Source organism: Leptotrichia sp. oral taxon 498 (assembly GCF_002240055.1).
Classification (GTDB): domain Bacteria; phylum Fusobacteriota; class Fusobacteriia; order Fusobacteriales; family Leptotrichiaceae; genus Leptotrichia; species Leptotrichia rugosa.
Genome location: NZ_CP016753.1, coordinates 470,658 through 489,917 on the forward strand (window position 1 = coordinate 470,658; position 19,260 = coordinate 489,917).

General features: G+C 29.5%; 19 protein-coding genes. 1 reads left to right on the plus strand and 18 read right to left on the minus strand.

The genetic code is table 11. The features are described 5' to 3' along the window. Positions 1–65: 65 nt before the first annotated feature. The 13 genes from BCB68_RS02155 to BCB68_RS02215 all read right to left on the minus strand — a co-directional run bounded on the left by BCB68_RS02155 (position 66) and on the right by BCB68_RS02215 (position 13,718). Entirely contained in the window at positions 66–1,967 is a 1,902-nt protein-coding gene (locus BCB68_RS02155; protein WP_094079334.1) for a S8 family serine peptidase, read from the minus strand. 162 nt (positions 1,968–2,129) lie between these two features. Further along, the gene (locus tag BCB68_RS02160) at positions 2,130–3,494 is read right to left on the minus strand and encodes a PFL family protein (RefSeq protein ID WP_094079335.1); all 1,365 of its coding nucleotides are present in this window, start codon (positions 3,492–3,494) and stop codon (positions 2,130–2,132) included. A gap of 27 nt (positions 3,495–3,521) precedes the next feature. Further along, entirely contained in the window at positions 3,522–3,797 is a 276-nt protein-coding gene (locus BCB68_RS02165; RefSeq protein ID WP_094079336.1) for an ACT domain-containing protein, read from the minus strand. 736 nt (positions 3,798–4,533) lie between these two features. Further along, positions 4,534–5,517: an FAD-dependent oxidoreductase gene (locus BCB68_RS02170; RefSeq protein WP_094079337.1), complete on the minus strand. Its 984-nt coding sequence runs from the start codon at positions 5,515–5,517 to the stop codon at positions 4,534–4,536. Positions 5,518–5,621: 104 nt separating this feature from the next. After that, on the minus strand, positions 5,622–6,479 hold the full coding sequence (locus BCB68_RS02175; RefSeq protein WP_094080744.1) for a DMT family transporter: 858 nt from the start codon (positions 6,477–6,479) through the stop codon (positions 5,622–5,624). 85 nt (positions 6,480–6,564) lie between these two features. Beyond that, complete coding sequence (gene recG, locus BCB68_RS02180) at positions 6,565–8,628, minus strand: ATP-dependent DNA helicase RecG (RefSeq protein WP_094079338.1); 2,064 nt, start codon at positions 8,626–8,628, stop codon at positions 6,565–6,567. 19 nt (positions 8,629–8,647) lie between these two features. Continuing rightward, complete coding sequence (locus BCB68_RS02185; protein ID WP_094079339.1) at positions 8,648–9,445, minus strand: energy-coupling factor ABC transporter ATP-binding protein; 798 nt, start codon at positions 9,443–9,445, stop codon at positions 8,648–8,650. A gap of 51 nt (positions 9,446–9,496) precedes the next feature. After that, on the minus strand, positions 9,497–10,024 hold the full coding sequence (locus tag BCB68_RS02190; RefSeq protein WP_094079340.1) for a hypothetical protein: 528 nt from the start codon (positions 10,022–10,024) through the stop codon (positions 9,497–9,499). Between the two features lie 39 nt (positions 10,025–10,063). Next, positions 10,064–10,876: a hypothetical protein gene (locus BCB68_RS02195; RefSeq protein ID WP_094079341.1), complete on the minus strand. Its 813-nt coding sequence runs from the start codon at positions 10,874–10,876 to the stop codon at positions 10,064–10,066. Continuing rightward, on the minus strand, positions 10,873–11,436 hold the full coding sequence (locus BCB68_RS02200; RefSeq protein WP_094079342.1) for a macro domain-containing protein: 564 nt from the start codon (positions 11,434–11,436) through the stop codon (positions 10,873–10,875). The genes BCB68_RS02195 and BCB68_RS02200 overlap by 4 nt, the downstream gene beginning before the upstream one ends. A gap of 61 nt (positions 11,437–11,497) precedes the next feature. After that, a complete protein-coding gene (locus BCB68_RS02205) occupies positions 11,498–12,334 on the minus strand; it encodes an energy-coupling factor ABC transporter ATP-binding protein (RefSeq protein WP_094079343.1) in 837 nt (278 codons plus the stop codon). Beyond that, entirely contained in the window at positions 12,319–13,068 is a 750-nt protein-coding gene (locus BCB68_RS02210; RefSeq protein ID WP_094079344.1) for an energy-coupling factor transporter transmembrane component T, read from the minus strand. Before BCB68_RS02210 ends, BCB68_RS02205 begins: the two co-directional genes overlap by 16 nt. Positions 13,069–13,133: 65 nt before the next feature. After that, a complete protein-coding gene (locus BCB68_RS02215) occupies positions 13,134–13,718 on the minus strand; it encodes an ECF transporter S component (RefSeq protein WP_094079345.1) in 585 nt (194 codons plus the stop codon). Positions 13,719–14,338: 620 nt separating this feature from the next. On the opposite strand from BCB68_RS02215, the gene BCB68_RS02220 reads away from it, so the two are divergent. Next, a complete protein-coding gene (locus BCB68_RS02220) occupies positions 14,339–14,869 on the plus strand; it encodes a hypothetical protein (RefSeq protein WP_157697344.1) in 531 nt (176 codons plus the stop codon). A 98-nt stretch (positions 14,870–14,967) separates the two neighbouring features. On the opposite strand, the gene BCB68_RS02225 is transcribed toward BCB68_RS02220, so the two are convergent. The 5 genes from BCB68_RS02225 to BCB68_RS02245 form a co-directional block, all read right to left on the minus strand. Next, a complete protein-coding gene (locus BCB68_RS02225; RefSeq protein ID WP_094079347.1) occupies positions 14,968–15,948 on the minus strand; it encodes an SPFH domain-containing protein in 981 nt (326 codons plus the stop codon). Positions 15,949–16,066: 118 nt separating this feature from the next. Next, entirely contained in the window at positions 16,067–16,762 is a 696-nt protein-coding gene (locus tag BCB68_RS02230) for a PspA/IM30 family protein (RefSeq protein WP_094079348.1), read from the minus strand. 32 nt (positions 16,763–16,794) lie between these two features. Then, positions 16,795–17,847: a hypothetical protein gene (locus BCB68_RS02235; protein ID WP_094079349.1), complete on the minus strand. Its 1,053-nt coding sequence runs from the start codon at positions 17,845–17,847 to the stop codon at positions 16,795–16,797. A gap of 106 nt (positions 17,848–17,953) precedes the next feature. After that, a complete protein-coding gene (locus BCB68_RS02240) occupies positions 17,954–18,385 on the minus strand; it encodes a hypothetical protein (protein ID WP_094079350.1) in 432 nt (143 codons plus the stop codon). A gap of 183 nt (positions 18,386–18,568) precedes the next feature. Then, complete coding sequence (locus tag BCB68_RS02245) at positions 18,569–19,183, minus strand: MliC family protein (protein ID WP_094079351.1); 615 nt, start codon at positions 19,181–19,183, stop codon at positions 18,569–18,571. Positions 19,184–19,260 lie beyond the last annotated feature (77 nt).

A 19,260-nucleotide genomic window follows, 5' to 3' on the forward strand; every position in this document is an offset into this window, starting at 1 on the left:
TCTTTGTTCAAGATTTTTGATTAAATTCATTTAAATTCCTTATTTTAATTTATTATTTTTTTATTTTATTTTTGTGTCATGTATTTATAAAATTCATAAGTATCGGTAAAATCCCATTTACCAGTCAGCTTATAAGAATAATCGTGTGCATAAACTTGATTTTTTGTACCAAAAAATTCATTTTCTGGCATTTTTTCCAAATTCCAAACTCCTGTTATATGATTGTAATGTTGATTTAAAAATTTATTATATTTATCATAATTTTTAAAATTCTTAGTTTCTATTTTATCACTCTGAGTAAAGTAGAAAAGTTTTGGAATATCAATCACTTTTGTTTTATTTACTTCAATATCTTCCCTGTCTTCATTCACAAGCGTATATTTAGCACTCGGACATGCTTCAATTTTCCCACCAGCAAGTACAACCTTATTCGCATTTCCACAAAGTTCAAGAGTCGCCCCTTCATAAACAACTATTGTACTGTCAGGTATGTTTCCAGTAAGTTTCAGCGTTCCTTCCAAAACTTGAGTTTCTCCGCCATAAAGCAAATCCCCAGTTATAGTCAATTTATGTTTCCCGGCTTTTCTAAGTCCTGGTACATATTTACTAGTTTCCTTATAAAAATTTTCTTCACTTGGCAAATAATTTTGTATCGTCAATCTTTTTGTTTTACTGTTATCATTTTTATCGAAAGACACTATATAACTTGATGTCCCACTTGGTTTGTCACTTAATCCGCTGTCTATATCGTTACTCCATACCCAGTCAGTTTCCGGCTCAGCCCAAAAATAAATATCGTTACTTTTTTTATTGAAAATTTTATCATACATCCCAGTATAAAATTTATTTTCTTCAATCAATCCCGCATTCAAATTTGTCGGACCATTAAGTGCTTTTCTTATATCCACAATTCCCCAGCCCATCTGATTGTCAAGTCTATCTCTTTCACGATAAGCTGTTGTCAAAAGAATTTCTTTTACCTGATGATAAGTCAGTCCTTTAAATTTATTCAAAATCAGTGCTGCATATCCAGCAGTTCTAGGCGTTGCAAAACTTGTTCCAAATTTATTTGAGCCATCTACTCTACTATATATATTTCCAAGTGCTACTATCGTATTTCCACGTGCATACAACGCATCTGCTCCAACTTCATTATTCATTTGCGACATCGTACATTTACTTGAAAAATCTGATATTCTTTTACCTCTATAACTTTCATTTAGCAAAATAGGATTTGTTACATCTTTTTTCCCTGGAACAAAGCAATTTGTAGCATCAACCATTATACGCTGACTTCTAAATAATTTTTCAACTTCATCACTATACAAAGGAAATTTTGCGGTTGCATCATTAAGTATTACATCGGCATTAGAACCATTTTTCCTTTTTTCAGCATTCGGAAGAGCTATTATTAATAAATTTCTATCATCTGTATTTGTTGTCGCAAGTCTTGGCATATAATTATTTAAAAGCGTTTCATTTATTACATTTCCAAAATACCATGCATTATCTGTCAACATATACGGAGAATAATATGACGTACTTGTACTGTATGAAAATATTCCTTCCATCATATTCCATTCATTTTCAGCACCATAATTTATCACTTGACTCGCATCAAGTCCTGCTGTTTCAAGAAAAGTTTTTGTGACAAGTGTCGTATGGTCTTCACCTGCTTGATCTTTTAACGGATGTTTCCCTATTTTTTTCCAATTTTTAGGAAGATATGTTCGTGGTAACTCACCCCCAACTTCTTTTTCCCAATTGTCATAACCTGTTGTATTATCCGTTATAGCATAGTAAATTTGACCTTTTTTATACTCACTTTTTTGATATTTTACAATATTTTCTTTCACATCGTAATCAGATACTTTTGTTTTTTTATTAGTATAATTCAACTTTGCACAAAAAATATTCGCATTTAAAACTATGCTAAAAAGCATTATTAAAAATTTTATTTTTTTCACACTCATCTCCTTATTTTTAATTTATTTTCAAAAATATTTTATCAAAATAAAAAATAAAAAGAGAAAATTATTTAAAAAATTTTCTCTTTTAATATTGTTTTTCTTTAAATATTTAAATAATTTTTATATACAAACAAATATATTATTTTTTTTATCCCCAAATTAATTTTTCAAAGCTTGAATTGGAGGCGCAACTTTTCCACCACGATTTATTAAAACTGAACAGTCCAAATTATTTATGTCAATTATGTCAGCTTCTCCCAGAAGTCCTCCAAATACGACTCTGTCTCCAGCCTTTTTATTTGGAACTGGAATTAATCTCACTGCCGTAGTTTTACTGTTTACCATTCCAATTGCCATTTCATCAGCTATTATACCAGAAATAACAGCTTCTGTCGTATCTCCAGGAATTGCTATCATATCAAGTCCAACTGAACAAACACAAGTCATAGCTTCTAATTTTTCAAGATTTAAGTGTCCTTTACTTGTGGCTTCTATCATTCCCTGATCTTCACTTACCGGAATGAATGCTCCTGTCAATCCTCCAACACGAGTCGCAGCCATAGCTCCACCTTTTTTAACGGCATCATTTAAAATTGCAAGTGCTAAAGTTGTCCCATAAGCTCCAACAGCTTCTAAGCCAAATTCTTCTAACACATTTCCCACGCTATCTCCAACTGCTGGAGTTGGTGCAAGTGATAAATCTATTATTCCAAATTCAACGCCAAGTCTATTTGCAACTTCTTTCCCAACCAATTCTCCCATTCTTGTGATTTTAAAACTAACTTTTTTTATAGCCTCTGTAATTTCGTCGATTTTAGCAGTTTTTGAAATGTTTGCAAGTGCGTGTCTTACAACTCCAGGTCCACTTATTCCCACATTTAGCACGATATCAGGATTTTCTACACCGTGAAATGCTCCAGCCATAAAAGGGTTGTCAGGCACAGCATTTGTAAATACAACAAATTTTGCCGCTGCCAGTCCATCAGCTTCCTTTGACAAATTAGCCAGTTCTTTTACAGTTTTTCCCATCATCTTTACAGCATCCAAATTGATTCCTGACTTTGTCGAACCGACATTTACTGAAGAGCAAACACGGTCAGTTTGAGAAAGTGCAGCTGGAATACTTTCAATCAATCTCAAATCCCCTTTTGTAAACCCTTTATCAACAAGTGCCGAAAATCCACCGATAAAATCAATTCCGATTTCTTTTGCAGCTTTATCTAACGCTTTTGCAAAAATAGTGTAATCAGTCGCATCTGTAGCATTTCCAATTATTGCAATCGGTGTAACAGAAACTCTTTTGTTTACGATTGGGACATTGTATTTACTAGCCACTTCGTCTGCGATTTTTACCAAATCTTTTCCATTTTTTACAATTTTGTTGTAAATATTTTCAGCTGTTTTTTCAGCCGATGTTTCGATACAGTCTAACAGGCTGATTCCCATTGTAACTGTTCTCACATCAAGATTTTGCATCTCTATCATATCTATTGTTTCCAGTATTTCGTCTGGTAATAAATTCATATTTTCCTCCTAATTTTCTTTCTAAAATTATATTCTGTGCATTGTTTTAAAAATTTCTTCATGCTGCAAAAATACTTTTACTCCGATTTTTCCTTCAAAAACTTTAAATTCTTCCTGCAATTTTTTAATATCTACATTCTTTTCAACTTCCACTAACATTATCATGGCAAAAATATTATCTTCAAAAACTTTTTGAGTTATATCAATAATATTTAATTTTAATTCGCTCAATTTTGTTGACACATTTGCAACAATTCCTGTTTTATCAGCTCCAATAACAGTTATAACGATTCTCTCTTTCATTTTTTCCCTCCAAAATATATTTTTTTGTTTTTTATGGGTTAATTATATAATAATTTTCAATGTTTAGCAAGAAAATTAAAAATTTAAAACGAAATAAAATATTTAAAGTAAATTTTAATTTCAATATTTTTTATTTATTTTGATTAGTATAGTTTTTTATTTTTTTACATAAGGGGAAAGGACCACCATTTCCCCTTATAATCCCCACGCTCGTCTAAGCATTTTTTTGAAGCAAAGCCGAAACTCGCACTAAAAGTGCTCAAACAGTCGTCTTTACTCCAAAAAAATCACGACATCTTTTGTATAATAGTAAAATTTAAACCGTCGGAGCATTTTTATGTGCTGACAAAACTGTCTGAGCGTAAGCGAGTTTTTTGGCAGTGCATAAAAATATCGAAGACTAGCCGGGGTGCAGGGATGCGGCGATGAGCACTTCTGCTTAAAAAAGGAATAGAAAAAAATTGTTATTTTAGTAACTTTGCGGATTAAATAAGAAACTTAAAAATAGAAGTTTTTACTTTCCTTTAAATATTTTATTTCATTTTAAATTTCTAATTTTCTTACTAAAGATTTTATGTAAAAAAATAAAAAACTATACTAAATAAAATAACATCTTGTAAACAAAAATAAATTAAAAAATATTGAAATCAAAATTTAGTCTTAAAATTTTTATATTATTAGAGATTTTATCAAAAAAAAAGACCTATGAAAAACTTCATAAGTCTAAAAAATTTTATTAATATTTTGTGATTAAATAATCAAATGCGCTAAGTGCTGCTTTTGCACCCTCTCCCATTGCAACAATTATTTGTTTTTGTTTTATGCTTGTAACATCTCCTGCAGCAAAGATTCCTTCCACCGAAGTTTCATTATTTAATGGATTTATTACAATTTCCCCCACTTTATTCAATTCAACTAAATCTTTTACAATTTCACTGCTTGGAGAAAGTCCTACTTCAATAAATATTCCGTCCAATTTTAAAGTTTTTTCTTCGTTTGTAGCTCGATTTTTATATTTTAAATTTTCCACAAATTCTGTTCCTAAAACTTCCGTAGTTGCTGAATTTAAAATTACATTCACATTTTCACGCTGGGCCAATTTTTCCTGTAAAACTTTGTCGGCTTTCAATTCTGGCATAAATTCAATTAATGTAACATTTTTTGCAATCCCCGACATATCAAGTGCAGCTTCCACGCCTGAGTTTCCACCACCAATTACAGCGACATCAAGTCCTTTGTAAAAAGGTCCGTCACAAGTTGAGCAGTAATGCACTCCTTTTCCAACATATTCAGCTTCTCCAGGAATATTAAGACTTCTAGGTTTTGCACCAGTTGCTAAAATTATAGCTTTTGTCTTATATTTTTTTCCATCGTCAGTGACAAAAATTTTATCTTTTCCATCAAGCGAAATTTCTTTTACAACATGCCCTTCTTTAAACGCAATTGCATACTCCTTTAAATGATTGTGCAAAGTTTCGGCAAATTTGCTTCCAGTTGTAGAAATTGTTCCTATTATATTTTCAATTTCGTTTGTATCCAAAACTTGTCCACCCACTTTTACTCCGACCATCGCAACAGCTAAACCTTTACGAGCCGCATAAATCGCACTAGAGACCGCTGCTGGTCCCGCTCCAATAACAGCCACGTCATAAAGTTTATTTTCATCAATTTTTTGTAGTTTTCCTTCATCCAAAACACCTAAATTTAAACTAAAATCCATTTTTACCTCCAAATTTTATATATAAAATTATTATAATTTTGTAATTATTATAATTAATTTTATAATATTTTTTCAAAAAAGTCAAATTTTTTTAATTATAATTTTTAAATTTCTGACAAAACTATTGAAAACAAAACTATTCCAGCTCCAATAATTACCTTCAAGCTTAGGACTTCGCCCAATAAAAAAAATGCAAACATTGGTGCAAACAGTGATTCTGTCGACATCAAAAGTGAAGCTCGTGTCGACGTTGTAAATTTTTGACAGACTGTTTGTAAAAGTGTCGGAACTATCGTGGAAAATATTGTCAAATAACCGACTGAAATCAGTGCCATTCCTTTTAAATCTGAAATTTCTCCAGGATTTGAAAAAATAAAAAAATTTACTACAAATAAAATTCCAGCAAATATCATTTGTAAAAAAATTAATTTTAACGGCTCAACTTTTCTTGAAAAAAATCCAGTTGTTGCTATTTGAAACGCAAAAAATATCGCACTTATTATTGTCAAGATATCTCCAAAATTAATGTCAGACAAATTTAAATTTTTATCAAAACTTATGACTCCAATTCCAATTATACAAATAATCGAACAAATAAAAGTCATTATTTTAGGCTTTTTTTTATGTAAAATCCAAAAGATATATGGCACGACGATCACATTTATCGAAGTAAAAAATGCGTTTTTACTAGCCGTCGTAATCATTGCGCCATAAGTTTGAAAAGCGTAGCCCAAAAATTGAAAAGTGCCGACAACAAGTCCAGCAACAATGTCTTTTTTCCTAAATTTTTTCATCTTTTTAAAAAAAACGAAATAAAACAAAATTCCACCGACTAAAAATCTCAGCGCTGACAGATAAAATGGATTAATTCCCGTATTTAACCCAATTTTTACAAATACAAAACCCAGTCCCCACAATATTCCGACTATTAACAGCCCGAAATCCGCTACATACTGTTTCACAAAATTCTCCTTATTTTTTATTTTTTTTACAAGGGATAAAGACCCTTTTCTATTATAAAAAACACTATTTTTTATAATTTTACTCTTATTCTGCACGGAAAAACTTTTTATAAATATCCATTTTCAAAAACTCATTCTCAATTTGCCCATTATTTTTTTCCAAATACCAAATGACAAAATCATGAACTTTTTTAATTTCTTTAACATTTCTTACAATGTCGGTAAAAACCATATCTGATACACCACTTTGCTTTATTCCCAAAATTTCTCCCGAATTTCTCAGTTTTAAATCCTCTTCAGCTATTTTAAACCCATCTGTCGTCTTTTCCATAACTTCCAGTCTTTTTACCGAAACTTCATTATTCGTTTTGGATTCCAAAAAGCAATAGGATTTGTGGCTTCCCCGACCGACACGACCTCTCAACTGATGAAGCGATGAAAGTCCAAATCTTTGTGCATCCCTGATTACTATAACTGTCGCATTTGGCACATTCACTCCAACTTCGATAACGGTTGTCGACACCAAAATGTCAATTTCATGATTTTTAAACTCTTCCATAACTTCCTGTTTTTCCTTATATTTTTGCCGCCCGTGAATAATATCTATTCTTCTATTAGGAAAAATATCTTTATATTCTTCAAAAGTTTCCTGAGCCGATTTTACATTCAAAGTTTCACTTTCTTCAATTAATGGCGAAACAATATAAACTTGTCTTCCTTTTTCTATCATTCTGTCGATAAAATCATACATTTTCTGTTTTTCAATTTCATCTTTTATCCATTTAGTCTTAATTGGAGAACGACCGCTCGGCAATTCATCAATTATTGAAACATCCAAATCTCCATAAATTGTAAGCGCTAAAGAACGGGGAATTGGAGTTGCGCTCATAACTATAAGATTTGCCAGATTTCCTTTGTCTCTTAGTAATTTTCTCTGTCTTACCCCAAATTTGTGCTGTTCGTCGATAACAATTAGTCCAAGATTTTTAAAAACCACATCTTCTTCAATTAAAGAATGTGTTCCAATGACAATATCCACAAGCCCTTCTTTTATCTCATTAAGTAATTTTTCTCTTTTTTTCCCTTTAACACTTGCCGTCAAAAGCTCAACTCTTATGTCAAGTTTTGAAAATTCATCTATAATTCCCAAATAATGCTGAATTGAAAGAATTTCCGTCGGTGCCATTATCGCACCTTGATAGCCATTTTCAATCATGTAGAGAAGAATTACAAAAGAAACTATCGTTTTCCCTGAACCGACATCACCTTGAATAAGTCTATTTACAATTTTCCCAGCTTTTAGTTCTTTATAAATTTCCGTTATCACTGTTTTTTGTGCTTTTGTAAGTTCATACGGCAAACTTTTTATAAATTTTGAGACAAGGTTCTTTTTATCCTCCAGTTTATAAACATTTTTATTATTTTTCTCACTTTGAAATCTGCTTTGCAAAATTCCCATTTCCAGAAGTAAAATTTCCTCAAACATAAATCTTTTTTGCGCTTCTTCCTTTTTTGCTTCACTTTCTGGAAAATGAATATTTAGCATCGCTTCTTTTCTACCAATAATTTTCTCTTTTTTTAAAAACTCATTCGGCATATTTTCATAAAGCAAATATCCATAGCTATTTAGTGCAGCTTCAATAATTTTTCTTATGGAAATTTGTCTTAAAGATTCTGTTGATGGATAAATTGGCAAAATTTGATTTTCTTTTTTAGTTTCAAAATATTTTTCATCAATTTTTTTATACTCAGGATTTATAATTTGTAATTTCATCCCTTTTTTAACTTTTCCGTAAACCATAATTTCATTTCCAACTTTTACATTATTTTTCACATAGCGGTTATTAAACCAGAGAAGTTCCATCATTCCAGTCTCGTCACTTAAAACTGCCGACACCATAACCATTCCTCTTTTTGAAAATCTACTTACAACATTTACAACCGTCCCTTTTAAAATGACAAATTCCTCATCCAAAACTTCGTTTATCTTTTTATAATTATCTCTATTTTCATAAGCTCTCGGAAAATGATAAAATAAATCATAAAGTGAAAAAATTCCTAATTTTTTTAATTTTGGAAGATTTATTTTTGTAACTCCTTTAATTTTTATTTCATTGATATTTTTGTAAAGCAAAGAATATGCACTCACATTCTCACCCCCAGTAAAACTAATAACTTTCCACAAATTCTTCAATTGACAGGATATTTTTATTTAGATTAATTTCTCGTGCCAAGTCGCTTATATTTGGCTGTTTTAACATAGCTTTTTTTAGAATTTCCAAATCCCAAAAAATATCTCTTTTATCGCCATCTGCAATTATTTTTCCATTTGTCATAACAACTATTCTGTCAAAATTATTCACAACAAATTCCATATCGTGAGTTATCGTAATTACAGTTTTCCCTTCTTTATTCAATCCTTCAATTAAATTGTGCAAAACTTGCATACCAAAATAATCCTGTCCAGCAGTTGGCTCATCCATAATTACGACATCACAATCCATAGCAATGATGGACGCAATAGTTACAAATTTTCTCATCGAATAGGGAAGATTGTAAGGATTTTCCTTTTTAAACTCACTAAGTTTAGTAAGTTTCATCGCTTTTTCCACAAGGCTATCAAGTTTTTCCTTAGAATATTTTAACTTTTTTGCTCCAAAGGCAATTTCGTCAAAAACATTGTTGTGAAAAATTTGATCCATCGGATTTTGAAACACATATCCGACCTTTTTGCTCATCTTAGCCACAGAAAAATCTTTAGTATTCCAACCGTCAACAATCACTTCTCCTTTTTCCGCCTTTAAAAGTCCATTTAACATCTTCACAAAAGTCGTCTTTCCAGCTCCATTTTGTCCAATAATTGCAAGTTTTTCTCCTTTTTCAACTTTAAGGGAAATATCATTAAGCACATTTTCAGTTCCGCTCGGATATTTAAAACTCAAATTTTTAACAGTAATAAAACTCATAATTGCCTCTCCTTCAAAAATTTTATTAAACAATTATCTTTAATAATTATTCTATTGTTCCAGCTCTTCTTTTTTCTTCTTCATATATTCTGTAACTGCTCTAAAACTAAAAAAAGTCCCAAATATTATAAAAGTTACTGATATTATTAATAAATTTCTGTAAAAAAATTGTTGATTAAAAATTTCATTTAACGAATAAAAAAACTCTGCTGTAAATTTTGTTTTCTTAGCTGAACTTATAAAATATGCCAGTTCAGTCGCATTTCCAAGATAAATTGTTATAATTGCTGGAATATATGCGAGAAAAAGGGCTGACAGTAATTCTTTATTTGAAGGCTCTTTCTTTTCTTTTGGTGCAAATCTGCTTCTACTATTATCTTTTTCTTTTTCAAAATTTTTTTTATCATATCTGTTTAATCCATATGTCCAGCCACTACATATCCCCAAAAAAATCAGCGCTTCAAAAAAAGGTATGTATTTATTAACAAATATTTTAAAAAGACAGTATAGGCAATAAACAATTGTCATTACAAAAAATAACAAAATAATTCCTAATAAGCCTGACAAGCATCTTTTCATCAAAATTTCCCTTTCTCACTTTCTAAATTTTCTTATTTTCTAATAGAATTTAGGATATTTTTTATCAAAATTTTCTATTAATTTTTTTAATAAAATTTCCTGACAAATTACTGTATTTTTAGCTTTAATTTCAAGAATCGTATTCTTTTTCAAATTACTTACTGTAATTGTGCCAATTTCAAATTCAATATTATAATTTTCCCAATCATAAATCTCATTATCAAATGTTACAGACTTATTCGATACTTGTATTTTAGGAGAACTTTCAAAAATCTGAGTCAATTCCTGCAATCCTTCTTCACTTGAAAATAAAAATTTATTTTTCACAAAACCTTGATTTTGAAATGGAAAAATCTCAACTCCACCATTTTCAATATTTTCTACTGCTTTTGAAAAATTTTTTTCTAAAAAACATTTTTGAAATACTGAAAATAAGTCATAATCATACCCGCTTCCGTCTATCTTTTTCCAATTACCACCATCAGGTTTATACAAAATTTTAGAAAACTTCTTCATTTGAAATAATCTATTATCCTTAAAGAAAAAATATTTTAAATTTTCATAATACACTTTCTCTTTTTTGAAAATAAAATAATCATCATAAAATTCTATATTAGGAAATTTATTTTTGTAATAAAAAATAAACAATCCATTTAATAAGACAAATAGTATAAATAAAACTATTAAAGTTGAAACAGAAGACACGCTAAAGCCTTTTTCTATTTCTTTTGTCACTGAGAAAAGCAACATTATATCCAAAAATATCAAAATTCCTAAAATTTGTATTCTTGGTTTGGAATAAAATATAGTCCAGTCTATTTTTATAATTTTTTTCAGTTTCCCTTCTTTCATAAAATCCCTTTCTCTTCCAGTAATTTTTGATAAATCTTAAAATTTTCATTTTCAAAACATACAAAATTTACTTTTTCTATAAAATCGCTTTTCTCCAAATATTCTATCACAGCATTAATAGCTGTTTTTGCAGCTAAATCTTTTGGAAATCTGTACACTCCTGTCGAGATATTTGGAAAGGAAATATTTTTTAATTTATTTTTTTCAGCCAATTCTAAACTTGAAATATAGGCTTTTTTTAACAACTTTTCTGCAAATAATTTTGCTTCATTATTTTTTCCTGACTGCCAGACAGGTCCAACTGTGTGAATTACATTTTTGAAAGGCATATTTCCTGCTCTTGTAATAACAGCTTTACCAACATCGCATTTTCCTTGAGTATTTCGTATTTTTTGACAATCTTTGGCTATTTCCTTCCCGCCTTTTCTATGAATCGCACCATCGACACCGCTTCCTCCAAGTAAAGAAGAATTTGCAGCATTTACAATTACATCAGCTGGATATTCGGTAATATCGCCTTTTACAAGCACAATTCTATTTTTCAAATCTTTTGATTTCATAATTTTTCCTTTTTAACAAATATTTTTAAGATTTGCTTAACAATTTTTATTTTTTGTTACTTTATTTTTTCAATAATTCCACTGTCTTTCCCTTGGTTATCGGAATTTCTTCAAACTTAGCTTTTCCCACTTTTATAAGTTCGTAAGCAAGTTTTGAATATTGTGGCATTCCTATTCCCTTTTCTTCAAGAAGTCTATTATTTAAAATTTCTTTTTTATCCCCGCTTAAAATTATTTTTCCTTCATCCAAAACTACAATTTTTTCAGCATATTCTGCAATTAATTCCAATTTATGCTCCACTAAAATTATCGTTTTTCCTTTTTTAGCCATAATATTTATTATTTTGAAAATATCTTGCGTTCCTTTTGGATCAAGCTGTGAAGTTGGTTCATCAATTACTAATATTTCAGGGTCCATCACGATTATTGAAGCTAATGCAACACGCTGTTTTTGACCTCCAGACATCTCTTGCGGATTTTTATCCTTCAAATGCTCTATTTCAAGTAATTTCAATGTTTCATTTACTCTTTTTATTATTTTTTCCTTTTCAACTGCAAGATTTTCTAAACCATAAGCAATTTCTTCAAAAACTGTATCTTTTACTCCGCTAATTTGTGTAAATGGATTTTGAAACACAAAACCAACTTTTGTCACAAGTTCTTTTGGATTAAAATCTTTCAAATTTTTCCCATCAATTACAATTTTTCCAGTCACTTCTCCCTTGTAAAAATCTGGCACAAATCTTCTAAGAGCGTTACAAAATGTCGTTTTTCCGCTTCCATTTTTTCCAACAATCGCCCAAAACTCGCCTGTTTCGATTTTTAAATTCAAATTTTCTAAAACATTCTTATCTTCCAACGGATATTTATAACTAAAATTTTTTATTTCAATACCCATAAAATCCTCCAAGCAATGCATAAAATTAAAAAAATCACAAGTATCATTTTTATAATTTTGTCATTTTTTGTCTCTTTTAATTCGTCCAATATCGTTCTTTTTTCTCCTATTGAAAAACCTCTCGCTTCCAGCGTAATCGCTCTTTCTTCTGTATTTACAATCGAACCTAGCACAAGCGGAATAAATACAGGTAAAAGCGCTTTAAATCTAACAAAAACATTTCCTTCAGTTTCCACACCTCTTGAACGCTGTGAATCTAAGATTACACTTGCCTGTTTTCCCATTTCTGGTATCATTTGTAAAGTCAAGAGTAAAATGAATGCCATTTTAGGATTAATTCCTTTTTTTTCTAATGCAGTTATAAAATCTTTTGCTGGTGTTATTAAAATAAGCAATGTAATCGGTGTTATAATAGCCCATAATTTTGATGTTACAGCAATTGCTTTCAATAGACCTTTTTTATAAATTACAAAAATCCATATTTTTGCAAATACTTCATCTGACACAAATAATAAACTTTGAGCTAAAAATATTACTAAAGTCAATAAAAATAAGCTTAAAAAGGCTCTTTTAACATAAATTCCCAATTTTCCATATAAAAAGGCAAATATTCCACAAATTACAAAAAGTAAATATCCATAAATATTGTAAGGAATGATAAATCCTGATATTACTAGTGTCAAAACTAAATAAAACTTTGTCAGCGGATATAAATTTTTAAAAAAATTATTCATATTTTCTCCATTTTTCCCATTAAATTTTTTAAAAATATAAAATTCTCTATTTCAAAATACAATTTTTATTTTATATAATTTTCTCCATATTTGAATTTTATTAAATATCTATCTGACATACTTTTTACAATTAAAACAGCAATAATTATTGTCAATGACTTGTCCATAATTTCTGACACAAAAGTCGCCGCTATTACAGAAAAAACTTCCCCAAATCCTAACTTTATTAATGATGATGCAACAAATCCAGTTCCATCTGGTGTAATTCCTTTGTAAACCAAAATTGTAATTACCGTATTTGCAATAACAGTTGTTATAGTTAGTGCCAATATCAACAATATAATTTTTACAACTATATTTTTTATTTTTAATTTTGTAAGATTTCCAATAACAACAGCAATAAGTATTCCAACTGGTAAAAATGCTAAATTTACTGGATTAAATCCACCTGTTGCGATACTCGTAATTACTGCGGTTACCGATCCTACCCATGGTCCTGCAATAAGACTGATAAATACTGTCCCAATAGCATCTAAAAATAATGGTAATTTTAGAGAACTTGCAATTAATGAACCTGTAAAATTAATAGCTACCGCCACAGGTATTAACAAACTTGACATTAAAGAAAAATCATTTTTTAAACTTTTCATTTCTTTGCCTCCTTAAAAATTTATTTATATATATTCTAAAACATATTTGCCGATATTTCAACCTTTTTTACAATATTTATTTAAAAAATACGAAATTAAGCGAATAAATTATGAGAATTTGAATTTTTTATAAATATTTTATGAATTATAATAATAACTTTTGAAAATTTTTATGAGTTATGCCAGAACACTCCCGACGCAAGGAATGAGATGAATGACATATTTTTTGGCAACGAAAAAATTTGAAATAGTTAAATACATATGGTATAATAAAACTGGTTTTGAATCGAGCCAACAGGACGCTAATGTTCTTGGTGGAGAGCTTGTCCATTAAAGTCTTAAGGAAATTAGCTAGAGTTTGAATACTAGATATTCAAAAGAAACTAAATAGTACTTAAGAACCTCACAACTTCAGTCGTGAGAGGTTCAGAAAAAGAAAGGGTATTTATGATGGAAAATAACGATGTAGAAATTTTTACTAAAGAAGAAAAAACTCACGAATTTTTAAAAAAAAAAATATTTATAAAAAGTTTTATAATTATAAAGGAATTAAAGCGCTTCGGATTTTTTTAAAACTCTCCAAAGAAAAAGGGGAAAATAGTTATAATTTATATGAAGATTTGAAAAAAGATTTCCCAACTTGGAATTTTATGAAAGTTTTGAGTTACGAAAAGATAAAAAATAGTCCATTTTCGGTAAAAACTTTAGTTTGCTCGGAAAATGTAGATAAAACTTTTTCAGGAAACTTTGTCGAATATTCAAAATATTTGATAAATGAAAACGACAAGCAAAAATTTTTTGAAGCAATTGACTTATGGTATAAATTTGAATACACATTTTTACAAAAAAATTATTTTCATACAGATTTTAATCTAAACAATTTTATGATTGACCCAAAGACTAAAAACATTGTTTTTATTGACTTTGACGACATAAAAAAAGAGCCGCACTTTAAGAAAAAACTACTTTTGACACAGTCAATCCGAAGTTTTGATGCAACTTTAAAAGACATTCTTCTGAGTATGGATAATATGAAAATTTCTGATAAAAAAGAAATTTTAGACAAGTTTAAGAGCGTTGTCAGTCATTACGACATAAAAATGAGACCAAAAGATATTGAGCACGAAAAAAGAGTTTTAAACGAAAAATAAATTTTTTTGATAAAAAAAACTGCACAAAAATCTTAAAAATAAGATAAAAGTGCAGTTTTTTTATTTTTTATTTTAATCAAAAAATTTATTAGAAAATTTTAGAACAATTTTGTTCCACATTCAGGACAAAATTTTGCACCATTCGTTTTTGTGCCACAATTTGGACAAAATTTTGGAACAGTTCCGTTTGAAGTATTTTCTTGTTGTGCATTATTATTTGAATTTTGATTATTTACACCGTTATTATTCATTTGATTGACTATTTGCTGTCCCATCATCATTCCCATTTGCATCTGAGCCATATCTCCTGCGACACCGCTTCCACTTCCATTTGCCATCGAATCAGCCATAGCCATTTGGGTATATCTATTCACATCGCCAACCATACTTTGAGCCGCAGCTTTTTCCTGCATCTTTTTAATTTCTTCTGGATAATTAAAACTTGAAACCGCAAAACCTGTCATCGCAAGTCCGATTTTTCTCATTTCCAAATCTAAGTCCGTCTGAATTCCAGAACCTATTTCAGAAGCGTTTGCCTGAAGATTGAACATATCCTTTCCTTCTCTTACAATCCACTTCATCAAAAGCTGGTCTAACATCGACAAAACTCTCTCTTTCACATCTTCAATCCCAAATTGCTGTTTTATTCCTGCAATTTTCTCAATCAAAACTTGATTGTCATCAACTTTGCAAGACATTGTCCCAAAAGCTCTTATTGGCATTCCGCCCGGAAGACCTGCTGCTGGAATGCTTATCGCATTTTTAGTTCCCCATTTTATCGTAACTTCTTTTGTATTGACAAATATCACTTCTGCCCTAAGTCCTGAATTAAACCCAAATTTAAACCCTTTTAAAGTGGACAAAAACGGTATTATTTCCGATTGAATATCGTATTCACCGTCATTTTCAAAAATTCCTTCAATTTTTCCGTTATGCAGAAAAATCGCATCTTGCCCTGGTTTTAATATAAGTTTTGAGCCTTTTTTAATTTCGTTGTTTGACCATTTCCAAAAAAGTGTATCTTCGTTATATTCGTACCACTCTATCACATTTGCCAGTTGTTTTCCAAATAGTCCCATTTTTGTTTCCTTTCTAAAAAATTCAATTAATTTTTATAAAATTTTTTATTAAAAATAAAATTTCTTCTTACAAATCAAATAAATAATATTAAAGAATTAATAATACTATTATTCAAAATTATAATCCCAATTCTTTTTTCATTTTTTCCAATTCTTCGTCAATTGCTGAAGATCCTTTATTTTCATCCGAATTTTCATCGTTATATTTTTTCATCAAATCTTCAACTTCATCTTTTTTAGGTGTATTCAATTCCGCTTTAGCATTTGCCTCATCAAGCATTTTATTCGCTTTTTCTTCCATTCTTTCAAATGCCGATTTATTTCCGTTAAGCCCTGACGCTGAAGTCATTGAATTTACTTTTTCTGTTGTCTTTGCAATTTTTAATTTTGTTTTTATTTCTGTTCTTTTTTCTGATAACTTTTGAATATCATCCGCCAATTTATCGTGCATTTCCCTCATTTTTGCAGAATTCGCCACCGCTATTTCGCAATCTTTTTCAAGCGTCTGGAGTTTCGTAGTCAAAGTTTCCTTTTTTTGCAAAAATAATCTTGCATCGCTTTCATTCCCAGCTTTTAGCGCCTTTTTAGCATAAGTTTCCATTTTTGAAATTTCTTCTTTGCACTCTTCAACTTTTCTTTTAGCTGAACTTTCAACTGCCATAACTGCCGCTGTTTCAGCCTTTACACTCGATAAATCTCGCTCCATATTTCTCAAATATTGGTCAATCATTTTTTCTGGATCTTCCATTTTATCCAGCATCGAATTTACATTTGCTGCCATTATATCTTTAAATCTTGTTAAAATATTTGCCATTTTGATTCCCTCCATTTTTTATTTTTTATTTTCTAATTTTTCAAAAGATTGTAGATTATTATTGCGATAATAATTCCCGCCAAAATAGCTAATGCTATTTTTATGACTGATTTTGGATATTCACCAGTTATTGCTCCATTTTCGCCATTAATTACAACTTGATATACTTTTTTATCGTATAAATACGATGTTGAATACACAGGCAACATCAAAAGTCTGTAATATTCGTTGTACCAGCTCACATTCATTCTTATGCCCCTGACATGATCATAATTTCTCAAAACATCACTGCTTACCAAACTCTCCAAAGTATTTCTCATCACATTTTTTGCCTGTTCATATCCATCTCGCATCGGAACTTTAAAAACTTCAGAACTAAATCCTGCCAAATATCCTGAATTAAATTTTATTGTGCTTTCCACGCTAAATTCAGGTAATTTATTTAATAACTTTCTCTGTAGACTTCTAGTTCCTGGCACAACAACATCAATAAACTCATTTTGTATATTTCCACTGACTGGATACCAATCTGTTATTGTCCTTGTGTAAGTTTTTCCATCTTCTTCATACTCTTCCGTCCTGTCAATTCCACCTTCTGCAAAATAATCACAGTCTGCATCATTGTCAAAAGACCAGTAAGGTAGATAAATTCCCATAATTTTCCCAGTTTGATAAAGATTTTTTAATGCATTTGGTGCAAACCATCTCTTTTTTATCCAATTTGAAAAAATCATTTTAACTTCTTTTTGCTCTATCAAAAAAGGCCGTAATCCGTCTGGCTCCAAAATTGACATTATCTTTTCACTGACAACAATATTAGAACCGCAGTAAGGACAATTTGCCGAAGATTTTTCCGAACTTAATTCTATCGTCGCACCACAAGATTCACATTGTATAACCGTTGTCTTTTCTTCAGGAATTTTTTTCAAATTATATTCATATTGGCTTAAAACATGTCTTACTAATGATATTTTCTTTGGCAATTCTATTTCATTTCCACAATTTTCACATTTTAAATTTTGTGATTTTGGGTCATATTTCATCATCCCACCACAATTTTTACAAGTGAAATTTTCATTTTTCATAATTTCTCCATTCCTTTTTCTAAAAATTCCTAAAATATCAAAAAATATAAAATTTTATAAACTTCTCATTTTAATTATACCACGAATCTTTTAAGAATACATATTTTTATCTTTTGTTTTTTAATATTTCCTGACAAATTGCTCTATTTCCATTTTTCGTTAAAATAATTTTTTCTTTTGAAATTTCAATAGAAATTACCCCATTAGAAAAATATTCTCCAAATGCATTATCTTTTTTATCTAGCTGAAAACTTTGATTTTTTGTAACATCTGTAATTCTTGTCACTTTAGGTGTCAAATAATCTAACTCATACATTTTTTTGTCACATTTAAAAGTTCTTGTATAAATAAGTTTTCTTTTTTCTTTGATTACTTGATTTTTTCTAGCTATATTTTTCTCTTTGTCAACAGTTTTTTTGGTTTCTTGTTTTATTTCTTCAATTTTTTTATTTGCATTAACATTTTTTACTCCTAAAATTCCTTCAAATAAAATTGCCAGTCCTAAAAATAGAATTATTTTTCTCTTTTGAATTTTCATATATAATCTCCTACTTTCTTTTTATCTAAGTATATTTTAATATATTTTCTAAAAAAAGTACAGAAACTAATTTTTTTTATAAACTGACAAGTAGAAATAAACTAAAAAACTGTTTCAAAAAAGTTTTAAACAATTCCAAAACAGTTTTATAAAAATAAAATTACAAAAAAATTTTTAATTTAATTAATTTTGCCCAAAAGAATAATCTACTCCTGATATTGTAAATATTCCTTCTTTTCCTTTTACGTGAAGACTTACTCCATCTGCATCTTCAAAATACATTCCGCTTGCGCTTTTTGCCCTTTTTAAATTGTGAACATCTCCATTAAAATCAGTTACTTTTGCCGTATCATTTCCATATTCAACTTTAATATTTCTATTTTTTAAAGTTTCATCATTCAATTTATAAGTTACAACTTGTTTTTCAGATGTTGATTTTTTACCAGCGACTTCGCAGCTTTTATCGACTCCTCCAACCGTAAATATTCCTTCATCTCCTTTTACGTGAAGGCTCACTCCTTTTCCGTCTTCAAAATATTCTCCACTTGCACTAACTGCTCTTTTCAAATTATAAACTTTTTTTCCAACCTTTACTTTTGCTGTATCATTGTCAAAAAAATCAACTTTTAAAGTATTGTCTCCACAAGTATAGTCATTCGATTCAACTAATTTAGCAGCTTTAGTTGTTTTTGCAATATTTTTTACAGTTTTAGTATTTTTTACAGCTGCGTAATTTACTGAAAAACTTCCTAAAATCATTGCTAATGCAGCTACTGTAATCATTTTTTTTGTTTTCATTTTAATCCCTTCTTTCTAAAACTTAATTCATTTTATTTAATTTTTAAGTCTAAATAAATATACATCATATTCCTTTG